Origin of the sequence: Fusobacterium sp. SYSU M8D902 (assembly GCF_040199715.1) — a bacterium.
Lineage (GTDB): Bacteria > Fusobacteriota > Fusobacteriia > Fusobacteriales > Fusobacteriaceae > Fusobacterium_A.
Window position 1 is genome coordinate 1 of sequence record NZ_JBEFNA010000022.1, and the last position, 14753, is coordinate 14753.

The following is a 14753-nucleotide window of genomic DNA, read 5'->3' on the forward strand; positions in this document are numbered from 1 at the left end:
GTAAAATTCAATTTAAGAGAAGAACAACCAGTAATGACAAACTCACAAGGAACAGAATTAAAAGTAAAAAAAATAGATAAGACTGTACAAAAAGTAAGAGATAAAGAGTATAACATTAAATTGAGAGGAACACTAGATGTACCTGAAAATCAACAAAATGGAGAATATAGAGGAAGTAACATATTAGATATTGAAGTAAAATAGAATAAATGAGGGCTTAGAAGAAATAAAAATTTAAAATAAATTTTTTATTTCTTCTAAGTCCAAGTCAACTGAAACAAAGTGGAAGGCGACAGAAAAAATAAAAGTGACATAATGTCACTTTTTATTTTATACATGTCAAAATAAGGTTTGACATTTTAAAAAAAATGTGGTATTATATATTATATAAAGGATATTAACTTATTACTGGCAATTTTAAGTTGTATATCCTAAATAAATTTTTTAGGAGGAACTTAAATGAAATTAAAGTATTCAAATGGACTAATATTTGTAAGAGGTAAATTAAAAAAAAATAATGAATTTATTCAAATTGAAAAGACTTTTTCTTCAAGAGAAGAATTGTTAGAATTTTGGAGTTTAATATAAGGAGATATTAATGAAAAAAATAAAAGTGACTTTAGGAAAAACAAAAAGAAATGATAAACTAATACTAGCAACTGCTGGTATTAGTATTTCGAAATTTTTTAGAGAAGCTATAAAATTTAATAAAGATGACAATAACTTAAATCTTATTTATAAAAATAAAAAGTTGGAAATAAGAAATGGGTATGTTCCTAAAGAACTTTTTATCCAGGGAAATGATGTAGAGATTATAAAAAATGTTTCTTTATACAAGACTGGAACAACTTATAAATTGTCAATTCCATTATCAATAATAAATGATATGGGAATTACTGAAAATAACAGAGATGTTACTATTTCAATAAAAACTGATGATAGAGAAAATTATTTAGAAATAGTAAAGAGAGAAAATTATTTGGAGGAAAAAATGACAGATTCTAAAGTAATAACAATTAAAGTTAATAAAGGTGGAATAGGAAAAACATTTGTAACAACTCAATTAGGTTATAGATTAGCTGAATTTGGGAAAAAGGTACTAATGCTTACATCAGATTCACAAAATAATATATATGCTTATTTAACAGCATATAATAAAAATATGGAAAAACCTTTAGAAATAAAGGAAGGCTTAAAGCATTGGGTATCTAAAGGTAATGGAGAATTAATTAAATTAAGAAATAACCTTTATTTTATTCCATTAGAAAATAGTATATTTGGAACACAATTTTTTATGAACTTACCTTCTTTCATCAATAAGATGAAAGAAGAGTATGATTATATATTAATAGATAGTATTCCAACTATGAAAATAGATACAGAGTTTGTAAAGTGTTCAGATAAAGTTATAATCCCTTGTTTCTGTGATTGGGTTACTGTAGATGGAGTAATCAAGGTAGTCGAAGAAGCAGGAGCAGAAAAAATATTATCTATTATTGTTAATAAATATGAAAATAAAAGTACTCAAAAAGTTTATTTAGATAAACTTAAAAAAGCTTTAGATAAAACAGGAATTTTATTGCCTAATCCAATAAAAAATTCTAGTAAAATTGAAAAATTACTAGATAAAGGGAAAAGTATTTATGAAAGTGAGGATAATTCTTTAAAAGAAATAAAAGAATCTTTTGATGATGTTATTGAAAAGATTTTATATGCAGAAAACGAATTAGATAATGAATTAGATTTTGATATATAAAGTGACATTTTGTCACTTTATGAAGGAGAATATATGACAAAGTTAGAAGAAGTATTTAAACAGAGAAAAATTCAAGAACAAAATAAAAAAGAAATTTTATCATCTAATATAATCAAATTTCCACAATTTGATGAAGAGGTAGAAATAAATGAGTATTTAAATAGAATAGGGTTAGAAATATTAAATATCGGGATAAAATCCGAGTTAGCAGTAGGAAAAAAGCTTGAAGAAGTCTTTCAAAAGCTTGGAAATTCTAAAACAGGAATCTATCAAAAGTTTATAATAAGTTTAGGAATTAATCCAAGAACAGCACTTAGACAAAGAATGAGATACAAATATTTTGAAAATTTTTCAAAATTAGGCTTTGAAAAAGCTAAGGAAATAGTTTCGATTCTTCCAATTGTTTATTTAGAGAAGTTAAACTCTCTATGTTCTGACAAAGAAAATGAGGAGATATTACTTGAATATCTCTCAGATTCTAATTTAACTATGGATAAATTTAAAGATATTATAGACACAGAGATTGAAGAAAAAAAAATAGCTGAAAATAAAGAAAATGGTGAAATCTTAAACAATGTAATTGATTTCACTGTAAAGTGGAAAGCTTTAAATAAGCTTTCCAAGAAAGTTGATCATTTATCAAATGATAGGCAAAAACAAATAATTGAATATTTAGACAAGATTCAATTACTAATAAGTGAAAGCATACAAGAGGAAAAAAATATAGAAGAAGCAGAAGTTATAAAATAATAAAAAAAAACAGATATTAAATATCTGTTTTTTTTATAAATTAAAATATTAACTTATTACTGGCACTAGAATTATAATACAAAAAAAATTGTTTGTCAAATTCTTTCTTGATTTTATCTAATAAAAGATATAGAATAATAGATAGTAAAAGGAGGGAAAAGTTGATGAAAACAAAAGCTAAGAAAAAAGTAGGAGCTAAATGTAAAATGTCTGTTGTCAGTGATGAAGATATAATAAGAATATTTGACTACCTATATATAAATAATTTAATTGTTATTTTAGGGATTGTTAAATTTTTATTAAATACTGGAAAAAGTATTAAAGAAGTACTAGAAATAAAATTTGAGGATTTAAAAACAGATAAAACTTTAAATAAATCTTGTCTAATTACAGCTAGAATACTAAAAGAGTATTATAAAAGTAAAAATTATATAAAATATGATACTGGATATTTATTTAAATCCTATATTAAATTAGGTGAAGAAGCAATTTCATATAAAGGAGTTTATAAATATTTTAAAAAGATTCAAAAAGATTTAGAAATAAAGTACCCTTTTAATACAAATTCTTTAAGGAAAAAATGGGGAAAGGAAGTATATAGAGAAACAGGTAATATTTTAATAGTAATGAAAATGCTAGGTCAAGTAAATCCTATGTATACATTAGAGTATATTGAAGAAGATAATTTTCAAGAAGTAAATTTAAAAGAAAATGAAAAAATCTCAATAGAAACTCTTGAAAAAATTTATCAAAAAATAAATTATTAAGAAATAAAAAAAGAATTAGAGTTAACCTAATTCTTTTTTTATTTGTAAATATATAATATAATTCAAATTTTCTATATTTGTATTATATTTTTCTTTCAGATATTTTCTAAAATCTAAATTATTATTCATAAATAATCTTAATACTTCAATTTTTTCTAGATCAGTTAGATAATTTTTTTTAAATATTTGTTGACCTGTTAATGTATAACTATCAATATTGTCTTTTGTTAAAAATTTATACTTGGATAAATATCCAAGTATAGTATTAGGATTCTCTAAATGTAATTTTAATTTTTCTAATAAGGCTGATTTCCTAATAATTTTATAAAAATATTTTTTTCTTTCTAAAAAATCATCAGGTAATGAATAAACAGGCTTATTTTTTAATATTTGTTCACCTAATTTAGTGTATTCTTCTTTGTTTTGATAATCTTGAAGAAAACCAAGAATTGTTTCTTGTTTTTCTTCAAGTAAGTTACAAATTGCAAATAAAGTTCCAAGTTGTATTAATTTTTTTTTCCTAATTTTTCTTTTTTCTTGTTGGTATTTTTTTTTTATTTTTTGGTGTCTTTTTCTTTCTTTTAAGTTCATCTTGAATAAGAATTTTGATTTTGACATAAAACTTTCCTTCTTTCTTTTTCAACAGTATCATCATCTTCAATAATAATTTTATCCTCTCCTAATACATAAATTTTTTTATCATAGTTATAATTTTGAGGAATACTATTATTATTAACAATTTTATGAATTTTATTAAATGCTGAACTTATTAGATCTGTCACGTTATTTTTATTAGTATTTATAGTTATTTTTTTCAAAGAAGAATATAATAATCTAATTTGTTTTTTATTCATATGAAGTTTAGTTATATTCGATATAGCTTTAGAACGAATATTAGCTTTAATTTTATTTTTTTCATTAATATCTATAGGATTATTCATAATAATTTTTTTAATTCTATTTTTTGTTTCAAGTATGCTACTCTTATAAAATTCTACATCTATATTTTTATTAATTTGTTCTTCATAGAATTTTATTCTATTAAGTTCTTTAGAATATTCATTATTAGTTTTTTTATCTAAAATATATTTTTCTAAAGTTTTATCATCTTTTAAGATATTTATATTAGTATCTATTTCTAATAATTTATTTTCATCTACTATAGTATTTATTTTTTCTATTAATAATTTTCTTAATTCTACTTTGTCAGGTTCAGTTAAATTAATTTCAAATTTTAAATTTTCTAAATTAATTTTATGAGTTGACTCTAAATCTTCTATATTAATATTATGAAGTAGTTTATTATATAATTTTTTTGTAGATGAAACTTCATTAGATGAATCTTGTTTTTTAATTGTATTATATTTAATTTCCATACTCTTCATTTCTATATTGTAAATATTATGAAGTTTTTCACTTAATATTTTATTAAGATCTTTTAAATAAGCTATTTGACCTTTAATATCATCTTGTTCTTGTCTTAATGACTTGAATATTTTTTTTCTTTGTTGCAATTCCTCTTCAACTCTTTCAGTTATATTATTTTTTATATTGAACTTTAGTAAAGAACCTTCACGAGCATTAATTTTTTTAGAAAGTTCTTCTTTTTTATTTTCTTCTGTTATAGTAGCAAGTTCTTTTTTCCAATTATCAAGTTCATTATACTTCTCTATAATATCTTCTCTATTATTTTCTCTATAAATACCAAATAGAATATCTGTTTCATTTAATTTATTTTTATAGTCTTTAACTCTTTGATCTGTCTTTTTAGCTTTTTCATATAAATCACTTAAAGAATTAAATGTTTCTCTTTGAATAATTTTAGTTAGTACTGTTGATTCATCACTAATTTCTTTATAGATATTTTTGTATTGGCTTTGTCTTAAATCTTTTAATTCTTCGCCTAATTGATCTTTTTCTAGTTGATATTTATTTTTTATATTACTTTGTATTTTTTTTAGCTTATCTTGAAAATATTCATTTTGATCTAGCTTTTGAAAGTATTCTTCTAGTTGCTCTTTTTTATATTTAAAAGCAAAATTTTCTTTAATTGGAGTTTTTTCATAAAGTTCATTTAAAGTATTTAACTCTTTTAAGTTTTTATTAAATTGATTTTTAGTTAAAATATTTAAAGCTTTATTTCTAATATCATTATCTGTAAGAAGCTGAAGTTGTTTAATTCTAGATTCTTTTCTATTTATTAGTATTTCAATATCTAATGATGTTTTAAAAATGTTTTCAAAGTTATAATTTTCTAAAATTTGTTCAATGTTATTGGATTTATGTTTTGAATACTTATCAATAAGATTTGTCACTACTTTAAATTCATTTTCAAGCTTAGTTTGTTTAATTATCATTTTATTTAAAGAGTTATTTCTCTCTTCTAAGATAGATTCCAATTTTATATCTATGTTATTTATTAGATTAAATTTTATAAGTGAACCTTCTATTAAATTAATTTTATTAGAGAGATTTCGTTTCTCTTCTTCATCTTTGGCATTACTTAAATTTTCTTTTAATAAATCTAATTCAGTATATTTATCAATTAAATATTCTTTATTCATATTTTTATAAATATCAAATAAAATATTTTTTTTATTTAATTGATCTTGTTTAAATACATAAATTTTATTTTTAATTTCTTCTAATTCGATATGTAATGTTATTAATTTATTTTCAGTTTGAACTAATACTTTATTTGTTTCAATTGTATTTTCTAGGTGAAAGTTAGTTTGTAAACTTTTATTATTTTCTTTTAAAATCTTAATTTTTTCATTATTAGTATTTGATAGTTCGTGTTTTAATGAAATAATTTTTACTTGTAATTCTTTATCTTTAGATAATTGTAGAAAATAATCGTTTAAATCATGTAATTCTTTTTTATAAATAAAATTTTCTTTAATTGGAGTTTTATTATATAAATATTGCAATTTATTAAGTCTTTCTGTTTTTTCTGAATATTCATTATTAGTTAAAATATTCAAAGCATTTTCTTCCAATTCAATTTCAGATATATTTTTTAATTTTTCTATTTCATTTTCATTTTCGAGAATAGAAATATTATTATTAATTATGTTATTAACAATTTTTTGTGTTTCTTGAAGTATATTTTGATTAAATTCTTCTTTATTCTCCATATCAAAATTAGAGAAGTTGATCTCTTCTACTTCCCCTTTTAAAAATCTCTCTTTAGCTTTATTATTTTCTTCTTCAAAGTTTTGACATCTAAGATTATATAGTTTTTCTTTGTACTCTTTTATTCTTTTACACTCTTCAAAATACTTAATAGCTGTTTCTCTGTATTCTGAGTTATTAGAATATTTATATGTTTGCAAATCAATATTAATACCTTCTCTATCAAGCATTTCAGCTTTAAGATAGTTTTCTTCTAATAAAGCATTTAGTCTTTGTTTCTCTAAAGAAAGTGATGAAATATTAGTATTATACTTAGTTAAATATTCATTAGCTGTTGTTTCCCATTCTTTTCTAATACCATATAAAATTGATTTCCTACTCCAATCAATTTTTTGACAACCTCCTAAAGAAGGTGTCTTAGATTTAAAATTTTTAAAAAATTGTTCTTCATTTCTATCTATACCATCAAGCTTTCTTTCAGAAAAGATGATATGACAGTGAATATTATCTATATTTTCAATAGAACTTTTTTTATTATGAATAGCTAAAGAATACACATATTCATCTTTAAAAATTTTTTTGGCAAATTCTGTAGCTACCTCTATTCTTTCTTCCTCATTTAATTCATAAGGTATTGTAAATTCTATTTCTCTGAAATGATTTGCATTACTTCTTTCATAAAGTTCTACACTCTCCCAAAATTTTTTAGGGTTATCAGTTGCAAAAGATGGCATATTGATATTTTCTGAATAAATAAAATCATCATATTTATCATTCTGTAAATAAGAATATTTTTCTTCTCTATTTATATAATTAAATTTTTCCAGTACACTTCTACCACGTGAAGGACTAACATGAAGATTATAAATTGCCAATTTTTGCACCTCCTTTACCCACTCGCAAGAGTTAGAACAAATAATTTTGTTCTCACGAAGTTTTGGTTTTACGAAGTAAAATCAAAACTCCTAATCGTGAACTCCTTGAGTTTTTATTTTGGTCTTATTATACCATAGATTTTTGATAGCTACAAGTCTTATAAAAAAAACTGTGTTCTGTAAGTATTGAATTTGTGAATAAATTGTGTTATAATTTGGTAGATTACAAATAAAAAAATCTACTTTTTTAATAATGTGACTTTTTATTTGTAAAAAATATTAAATAGGAGGAGTAAGTTATGAATTTTAAAAATTATAATTTACAAAAAAAGTTTTCTATAAGAGAAACTTTAAAAACTAAAAGCTTAACTAATATGTTAGTTAAGAATGGAAAAACATTATCAGTAGTTATGGTAATGTGTATTTTATCACAAGTATCAATGTCAGCAAATGGTTTACCGTTTTATGACAAGCTTGAACTTGCAATAAAAATAATGCAAGTAGTTGGTTCGGCGATCGCCATATTAAGTTTCTTTGGAGGAATTTATTTTATGAGTGAAGGGCAAAGAGAAGCAGTCAAAAAATGTGCTTGGTTTGTAGGTGTAGGAATAGTAACTGGAAATATACAATGGTTTGCAGATCAATTTGGTCTGATGGCAGGAGCTATTTTTGCTTAGCTTAATGCCAATAAGGAGAATGTATGAATTGGAAAGGAAAAAAAAGTAAATTAATAAAAAAAAATAATAATGTAGACGAAAATATCTATTCCAATATTGCTACAGCAAAAGAAAACTGGAAAAAGATGTCAATAATTTTATCAGTTGCAATTGTAATTTTATCTATTATGCTCGTTAAATCGTCTGAAACTAATAAAATTCAGACATATATTATAGAAAAAGATGGAATAAACACAAAAGTATTGGGTAATGTTAATTCAATTTCTAATAATAAAATAAATATTTCAGATAATGAAATTATTTATTTTATTAATGAAGTTATTTATAACACAAAAACTCTTCCGAGATCTCAAAGAGTTTATGAAAAAAGTTATAAAAAAGCATTACCTTTCCTTTCTCGTAATGCTAGTAACAAAATGGACAATTATTTAAAAGTTGAAAAATATGTCCAAAAAGCTAAAGATGGTAAAACAATAGATATAGTTTTTAATACAGGTACAAAATTACCTGATATAAAAAATATATATCAAATAAGATGGAAACAATTTACATACGATAAAGAAGGAAATCTTATAGATGAGAAGAACTTTAATGGAAACTTTACTGTTGAGATCCAAGAAGTAAAAAATGAAAGAATGTTATATTCTAATCCATTAGGAATAGTAATAACAGATATTTCACAAAAGGAAGAAAAATTGTAATAAAAAATAAGGAGGAAAAATGATAAAAAAAACAATAATTTGTTTAATGCTATCTTTAAATGTTTTATCAATAGCTAGTCAAAAGAATATTGTTACTCTAAAAGATGAAGCAAGAAAAAGTCAATATGAAAAAGTTGTCTATAAAGATAATAAAATTTATGAAGTTTATGGGAAACCTCTTCAAGGAACAGCATTAGTTTTTTCAAAAAATGAGATAGTAAAAAACTTAACATTATCTGATCCATTAAATTGGAGTGGTCTGATAAATGAAAATAAAATTTATTTGAAACCAATTGAAGAAACTTCTCCTTCAACTTTATTTGTTACTACAAACAAAAGAGATTATTATTTTAATCTTAAAATAGAATCAGGGTTATATAATCCAGTTATAGAATTTTTATACCCTGAGGAACAAAAAATGTTTATTCAAAATTATCTTGCTAATCAAAAAGAAGAAGAAGCTAAGAGAATAAAATTAAATATTTCTGATATAAAAAATATCAATAATAATTATAGTTGGAAAAAAAGATATGATTGGACACCTACTAATATTATAGATGATGGAACTAAAACATATATATTTTTATCTGTTGAAAACAAAGATATGCCTACTATTTATGAAAAAATTGGGAAGAATGAATACCAAATTCTTATTCCAGTAATTTCTCAAAATCAGTATGGTCAAAAAGTTATGGAAATTAATAAAGTTTTTAAAGAAGCTTATCTTCAACTTCATAGAGAAAAGATTGTTATAAGAAATAAAAATAGATAAGGAGGGAAAATGGCTAAGAAAAGTTTGCTAAATCTTCCTAAAGAAGAAGGTAAGCAATTAGATTTTAAAAAAATCTTATTGTTTATTATTGGAATAGTAACAGTTATATTTCTATCCTTTGTTAGTTTTTCAGGAAATAAATCAGCAGAAGCTGAAGTAAAAAAAGAATATAACACGGCAAGGAATATAGAGGAAAGCGATAATATCGTCAATAGACAACAAGAGGCGATACAACAAGCTTTAGAAACGAATCCCCTTACATCAGAAACATATTCTAATGATAAAGATTCTGAATTAGAAAAATTAAGACTACAAAAAGAATTAGAATATGAAAAAATGCAACTAGAATTAGCTAGGGAAAAAATGCAACTTGAAAGGCAAAGAAGAGAAGTACAACTATATTTAATTACTAATAGTAATTCTAATAATCTTCCTTCAAAAAAAGATGAATCAAATCAATTTGAAAATTTAACAATTCCTCCAATACCCCCCTTTCCTGAACCTGATGAGAATTTGCAGAAGAAAAAAAGAGAATTCTTATCAGAAGATTTTTCATCTGATGGGTTTGTACTGAATAAAAGGTTAGAGAAGGCTGTTGGAAATTACGAGGTCAAAGCAGGAACAATATTACCAATAACTTTAGAAACAGCAATTAACTCAGATTTAAGAGGTGGAATTACAGGAGTTGTTAAAACTGATATTTATGATAGTGCTAAAGGAAATGTATTATTAATACCAGCAGGAAGTAGAGTAATTGGTAGATATTCATCTGATGTTAGTTTTGGACAAGAGAGAGTACAAGCAGTTTTTAATAGAATAACTCTTCCTAATCAAGAATCAATAGATATTGATAATATGATTATGGTTGATTTAATGGGAGCAACTGGGGTTAAGGATAAAGTAGATACTAAATTAGATAAAGTATTTACTTCTGTTATTATGTCAGCAATTTTAGGAGTTGGATCTGGAGCAGTTAAGGAAGATAATGAAGATGATAACTGGAAAAATGATGCAATTAATGGAGGAGGTACTCAAGCAATTAATGTTGGAAATATGTATGCTCAAAAGGTTCTGAATGTACAACCAACATTAACTGTTAGAAATGGTTTCACAGTTGGTCTTTGGGTTGGAAAAGACCTAATTTTAAAACCATATAAATGGTAATGGGAGAAATAAATGGCTAAAAACATATTTTCTATAGATAATCAAGAATATACATTTGATTATCAAAAATTTGATTATCAATTGATAATTGAAAAAGATAGGAATTTTTTTCCAAGTATTATAAAAATAGAAAAAGAGGAAAAAAATTATAATAATGATGGATTATATATTATAACGTCCAAAATTTATATTGATGACTATTTTGTAAAAAAAAATTTTAAAAAATTAATAGATTTAAAAATATTAAGAAAAGTTTAGGAGGGAAGAAATGAAGAAAATTGTTTTTATGTTTTTAATTTTATTATCTCAAGCCTATTCAGCAGTAATAGTATTTGATCCTAACAATTATCAATCTAATATGCAACAATATCAAGTGAACTTGTTACAAAAGATTGAACAAGTTAAAACAGCAACAGACACAGCTCGTCAAGCAACGTATGATATACAAAATCTAAAAGATAATGCTACCAATTTAGAAAGTTGGGCAGGAGTCTTATTAGGAGAAGAAAATCAAATTTTATTTAAAGCAATAGATGATTTAAATGCAATAAATAAAAATAGTCAGGCAGTTCTTAGAAATTCAAAAAAAATATCTGAAGAATTTGATGAATTTTATTTGCCAACAGATAGATTGAAAAATTTAAATTCAAAGGAATTGGCAAATGAAATATATAAAGTATCAAAAAATAGGAGATACAATTTAAAAGATAACTTAAAAACAGCAACAACGATACTTGAACAAATTGAAAATGATAGAAATTCCACAGCTTCATTTGTAAGTTCAACAGATGGAGCTAAAGGTCAATTGCAATCAGCAATGGCTACTAAAAAAGGAATTGATCAGCTTAATAATAAAATTTCAAGAAGTCTTGATTTACAGGCTAAGCAGTTATTAGCTTTATCACAAAATGAAGCAGATAAAATAACAGAAGAAGAATTGGAAGAGGAAATGGCAAAAAGAATTCTTCAAGTAAGTGATAAAGCTAATAAAATAGCTGAAGAAATTAGAAAAACTGGAAGAATGTAAAAAAGGACTTTTTAGTCCTTTTTTTCATAAAAAAATAAGGAGAATGTATGGAATTATTGACAGAAATTTTAAAGTCATTAGAAAGTGATTTATCAATGACAATAGTTTATTTAAAACCAGTTGCTATGCAATTGTTAGCATGGTTTTTTGGATTTGAATTGCTATCAGGAATGCTACACTCTGAAGCTGGGAGTAATCCTCTTATCATTTTTAAAAGTAAAATAAGTACTTGGGCATATTTATATGCTATTATTTATTTTTATCAAGATTTACTAGATTTAATTAAAAGTATGTTTACATACTTTTGTAAAGTTGCTATAGGGAATGGAATAGTTCCCGATTTAGTTGAAATGCCAACTAAAGTGTTAGCATTAGCGACTACTTCTATTTTTCAAATGGCAAGTTATGCTAAGTTAGGTCAACCATCAACATGGTTGGTATTAGTGGGAGTTGTCTTTGGATTATTTGTGTTTGCACAAATAACTTTCACTGTTGGCATGGTTGTTATTGAATATATGGTTTTAACATCTTTAGTTATAGTGTTAATACCATTTATGATGTTTAAAAAAATGGCATTTGTTGGAGATAAAGTATTAGGAATGGTTATTAATTTAAATATGAAAATTTTAACAATTAGATTCTTAATGTTCTACTTTACTAAATTTTTAAGTAAAGGTATTCCTGTAGTAGATGGAATGGAAGGAACACAAATATTAGAAAATATCTTTTATTGGCTTGTTGCAATGGCTTGTTTAGGAATCATGTCAATGCAAGGGCATAGTATAGCTCAAGCTCTAATATCAGGAGCAACATCTTTTGGAGATTCAGCAGAAGCAATAGGAAAATTAAGACAAAGTACTGGATCATTAGTAAAAGGAGTGATGGGAGGATTTTCAGGAATTGGAACAGCTCATGGAGTTTATCAAGGAATTAAACAAGGAGCTAAAGCTAGTACTGAAAATAATTCTGGTGGTATTATGGGAGCAGTTGGAGGAATTAAAGCTGGAATGCAAGAGGGTCGTGATTTAAAGAGTAATCATGTTGGTGCATATGGAGTAGGAGGAGCAATAGGAGGAGGTTTAAGAGGATTTAAAAACACTTTTGGGAAAAAACCTAATAATACAGAACCAAAAGAAGAATCAAAACCTGAAACAGAAAATAAAGGAGAATAAATGAATGACGGATATACAATATTTTAAAATGACAGCAAAAGAGAAAGAAAAATATTTTACAAATATGAGTGAAATAGAAAAATATGAAGATCTTAAAGAGAGAAATAAAAAATATTTAACTGATGAAGAAAAATTATTTCTCTTAAAAATGGAAGTTACTTTATACGAAAATAAAGTTAAAGAAAAGAAAGAAAATAATAAAAATTATTGGGCAAAAAATATATTAAAACCAATAATGGAAATTTTAAAAGAAATGTATATGAAAAAGTATAGTGAATTTACAGATAATTCAAACTTAGATGAAAAAATTTCAGCTTATTTAATTCAAATTTTACAAGATGAAAATTTAGAGTATAAACTAGAAAATATCAAAGAAGAAGAGTATGTTTTTAAAAATTATAAAAATGTAATTACAAGAATTTCAGATAAAAGAGTTAGAAAAAATCAAAATCAACAAATGGAAGTAAATGAAAATGAGTAATTATTTATTTGAAATAGCAGAATCACAAATAAAAACATATTTAAAATCTTTGGATATTTATGATGATTTATATAATAGAAATGATGTTACAGAAATAATGATAAATACAAATAAAAAAATTTTTGTCAAAGTATTTGGACAAGGATTTGTATTAAAAAAAAATGAAAGTAGTAATGATGATTTAATAAATATGCTGAAAATTTTATCTTCTTTAGATGATAAAGTAATAACAGCAGATAGTCCAAAAATATCAACAAAAATGATATTAAATACTGGACAAAAAGTAAGAATAGAGGGTTTAATCCCTCCAGTAGTTGAGAATCCAACAATAAATATAAGAAAGCAATCTAGTATTTTAATAACAGTTGAAGATTATTTAGAAAAAGGTTTCATAAATGAAAAAATATTAGAATTTTTTAAAAAAGTTGTTAAAGAGCATAAAAACATATTGGTTATTGGAGGAACCGACACAGGAAAAACAACTTTAACTAATTCTATTATCAATTTAATGGAGAGAGATAATGAAAGAATAGTAGCAATAGAAGAAGTACCTGAATTACAGTTGTTTTCAGAAAACGTTAACAGAATACAGATTATTCCTAAAATTTTTTCTTCATTAGAAGCTTTAAAATACTGTATGAGAGCAAGTCCTGAAAGAATAGTATTTGGAGAAATTAGAGAGGGTGAAAGTGCATATGAGTTTATAAACGGATTAAATTCAGGACATCAAGGGGGAATATCCACTATTCATGCAAATGATGGAATAGGAGGATTAAAAAAGCTTGAAATGTATATAAACTCTGTTTTTGGCAAACCTTTAAGTGAAGAAATAGGAATGACAATAGATGTATTAATAACAGTAAAAATGAAAAATTATAAAAGATATTTAGCAAGTATAGATATTTGCAAAGGATATGATAGAGAAAAGAATAGATATATTTTAGAAAATGTATATAGTAAAGAAAATTTAAAAAACAATTCAACTCAAGAAGAAATATATTTGAGTGAAAATACAATATTTTATGATAATAAATATTATAAAATAAATTCTACCAATATTACTAATATAGTAATAGAGGAAAATGAAATTATTATACATTTTTCAAAAGAAGATAATATACTTTTTTATAGAAAAAAAGAAGAAGATTTTGATTCTTTAAAAAATAAAATTTTTAATTTATTTTAAAGGAGGAAATTACTTTGGCAAGAAAAAGGGTAAAAGTAGATAGAAGTGAAACAGCTATTCCTTGTCTAATAGTTTTTACTAAACCTTTGTTAATAGCAGGATTACCTAAAAATACATTTTATCTATTATTAGGAACAGGAATGGCTTGTTTATTTTTATTTAAAAATTTAGTAGTTTGTATTTTAATAATTCTTTTATATATTTTTTTAAGAAAATTAAATGAAAAGGATTATTTCTATTGTACAGGATTATTAACTAAAAATAGAAAAAGATACATTTCTTATTGAAGG

General features: G+C 23.8%; 17 protein-coding genes. 15 read left to right on the forward strand and 2 right to left on the reverse strand.

Annotated features, from left to right (window positions below; translation table 11 throughout):
* The 5 genes from ABNK64_RS08200 to ABNK64_RS08220 form a co-directional block, all read left to right on the forward strand.
* Positions 1-204, forward strand: a 204-nt coding sequence (locus ABNK64_RS08200) for a hypothetical protein (protein ID WP_349764076.1), incomplete at its 5' end; no start/stop codon positions are given.
* A gap of 255 nt (positions 205-459) precedes the next feature.
* Positions 460-588 carry a hypothetical protein gene (locus ABNK64_RS08205; RefSeq protein WP_349764077.1) on the forward strand — a complete coding sequence of 43 codons (129 nt, stop codon included), beginning with the start codon at positions 460-462 and terminating at the stop codon, positions 586-588.
* 10 nt (positions 589-598) lie between these two features.
* Complete coding sequence (locus ABNK64_RS08210) at positions 599-1756, forward strand: ParA family protein (RefSeq protein WP_349764078.1); 1158 nt, start codon at positions 599-601, stop codon at positions 1754-1756.
* Positions 1757-1789: 33 nt separating this feature from the next.
* Complete coding sequence (locus ABNK64_RS08215) at positions 1790-2506, forward strand: hypothetical protein (protein WP_349764079.1); 717 nt, start codon at positions 1790-1792, stop codon at positions 2504-2506.
* A 164-nt stretch (positions 2507-2670) separates the two neighbouring features.
* Positions 2671-3273: a tyrosine-type recombinase/integrase gene (locus ABNK64_RS08220; protein WP_349764080.1), complete on the forward strand. Its 603-nt coding sequence runs from the start codon at positions 2671-2673 to the stop codon at positions 3271-3273.
* Positions 3274-3294: 21 nt separating this feature from the next.
* On the opposite strand, the gene ABNK64_RS08225 is transcribed toward ABNK64_RS08220, so the two are convergent.
* On the reverse strand, positions 3295-3891 hold the full coding sequence (locus tag ABNK64_RS08225) for a hypothetical protein (protein WP_349764081.1): 597 nt from the start codon (positions 3889-3891) through the stop codon (positions 3295-3297).
* Positions 3861-7283 carry a MobA/MobL family protein gene (locus tag ABNK64_RS08230; protein WP_349764082.1) on the reverse strand — a complete coding sequence of 1141 codons (3423 nt, stop codon included), beginning with the start codon at positions 7281-7283 and terminating at the stop codon, positions 3861-3863. Before ABNK64_RS08230 ends, ABNK64_RS08225 begins: the two co-directional genes overlap by 31 nt.
* Before the next feature lie 299 nt (positions 7284-7582).
* Between ABNK64_RS08230 and ABNK64_RS08235 the strand changes: the two genes are divergently transcribed.
* The 10 genes from ABNK64_RS08235 to ABNK64_RS08280 are packed head-to-tail and all read left to right on the forward strand — an operon-like array spanning position 7583 to position 14750.
* Entirely contained in the window at positions 7583-7960 is a 378-nt protein-coding gene (locus tag ABNK64_RS08235; protein WP_349764083.1) for a hypothetical protein, read from the forward strand.
* A 23-nt stretch (positions 7961-7983) separates the two neighbouring features.
* A complete protein-coding gene (locus tag ABNK64_RS08240; protein ID WP_349764084.1) occupies positions 7984-8661 on the forward strand; it encodes a VirB8 family type IV secretion system protein in 678 nt (225 codons plus the stop codon).
* 19 nt (positions 8662-8680) lie between these two features.
* Complete coding sequence (locus ABNK64_RS08245) at positions 8681-9433, forward strand: TrbG/VirB9 family P-type conjugative transfer protein (protein ID WP_349764085.1); 753 nt, start codon at positions 8681-8683, stop codon at positions 9431-9433.
* Positions 9434-9442: 9 nt separating this feature from the next.
* On the forward strand, positions 9443-10597 hold the full coding sequence (locus ABNK64_RS08250; protein WP_349764086.1) for a TrbI/VirB10 family protein: 1155 nt from the start codon (positions 9443-9445) through the stop codon (positions 10595-10597).
* Positions 10598-10609: 12 nt separating this feature from the next.
* A complete protein-coding gene (locus ABNK64_RS08255; RefSeq protein ID WP_349764087.1) occupies positions 10610-10855 on the forward strand; it encodes a hypothetical protein in 246 nt (81 codons plus the stop codon).
* Positions 10856-10865: 10 nt separating this feature from the next.
* The gene (locus ABNK64_RS08260; protein ID WP_349764088.1) at positions 10866-11624 is read left to right on the forward strand and encodes a TrbJ/VirB5 family protein; all 759 of its coding nucleotides are present in this window, start codon (positions 10866-10868) and stop codon (positions 11622-11624) included.
* 47 nt (positions 11625-11671) lie between these two features.
* Positions 11672-12796 carry a TrbL/VirB6 family protein gene (locus ABNK64_RS08265; protein WP_349764089.1) on the forward strand — a complete coding sequence of 375 codons (1125 nt, stop codon included), beginning with the start codon at positions 11672-11674 and terminating at the stop codon, positions 12794-12796.
* Positions 12797-12800: 4 nt separating this feature from the next.
* Entirely contained in the window at positions 12801-13277 is a 477-nt protein-coding gene (locus ABNK64_RS08270; RefSeq protein WP_349764090.1) for a hypothetical protein, read from the forward strand.
* A complete protein-coding gene (locus ABNK64_RS08275; protein WP_349764091.1) occupies positions 13270-14463 on the forward strand; it encodes an ATPase, T2SS/T4P/T4SS family in 1194 nt (397 codons plus the stop codon). The genes ABNK64_RS08270 and ABNK64_RS08275 overlap by 8 nt, the downstream gene beginning before the upstream one ends.
* A 14-nt stretch (positions 14464-14477) precedes the next feature.
* Positions 14478-14750 (forward strand): hypothetical protein, encoded by a 273-nt coding sequence (locus ABNK64_RS08280; protein ID WP_349764092.1) that lies wholly within the window; start codon positions 14478-14480, stop codon positions 14748-14750.
* Positions 14751-14753 lie beyond the last annotated feature (3 nt).

Coding starts and splice junctions, on each gene's coding strand:
- ABNK64_RS08220 (WP_349764080.1), top strand. CDS start 2,671: ATGAAAACAAAAGCTAAGAAAAAAGTAGGAGCTAAATGTAAAATGTCT.
- ABNK64_RS08205 (WP_349764077.1), top strand. CDS start 460: ATGAAATTAAAGTATTCAAATGGACTAATATTTGTAAGAGGTAAATTA.
- ABNK64_RS08275 (WP_349764091.1), top strand. CDS start 13,270: ATGAGTAATTATTTATTTGAAATAGCAGAATCACAAATAAAAACATAT.
- ABNK64_RS08250 (WP_349764086.1), top strand. CDS start 9,443: ATGGCTAAGAAAAGTTTGCTAAATCTTCCTAAAGAAGAAGGTAAGCAA.
- ABNK64_RS08265 (WP_349764089.1), top strand. CDS start 11,672: ATGGAATTATTGACAGAAATTTTAAAGTCATTAGAAAGTGATTTATCA.
- ABNK64_RS08260 (WP_349764088.1), top strand. CDS start 10,866: ATGAAGAAAATTGTTTTTATGTTTTTAATTTTATTATCTCAAGCCTAT.
- ABNK64_RS08240 (WP_349764084.1), top strand. CDS start 7,984: ATGAATTGGAAAGGAAAAAAAAGTAAATTAATAAAAAAAAATAATAAT.
- ABNK64_RS08225 (WP_349764081.1), bottom strand. CDS start 3,891: ATGTCAAAATCAAAATTCTTATTCAAGATGAACTTAAAAGAAAGAAAA.
- ABNK64_RS08245 (WP_349764085.1), top strand. CDS start 8,681: ATGATAAAAAAAACAATAATTTGTTTAATGCTATCTTTAAATGTTTTA.
- ABNK64_RS08215 (WP_349764079.1), top strand. CDS start 1,790: ATGACAAAGTTAGAAGAAGTATTTAAACAGAGAAAAATTCAAGAACAA.
- ABNK64_RS08270 (WP_349764090.1), top strand. CDS start 12,801: ATGACGGATATACAATATTTTAAAATGACAGCAAAAGAGAAAGAAAAA.
- ABNK64_RS08235 (WP_349764083.1), top strand. CDS start 7,583: ATGAATTTTAAAAATTATAATTTACAAAAAAAGTTTTCTATAAGAGAA.
- ABNK64_RS08210 (WP_349764078.1), top strand. CDS start 599: ATGAAAAAAATAAAAGTGACTTTAGGAAAAACAAAAAGAAATGATAAA.
- ABNK64_RS08255 (WP_349764087.1), top strand. CDS start 10,610: ATGGCTAAAAACATATTTTCTATAGATAATCAAGAATATACATTTGAT.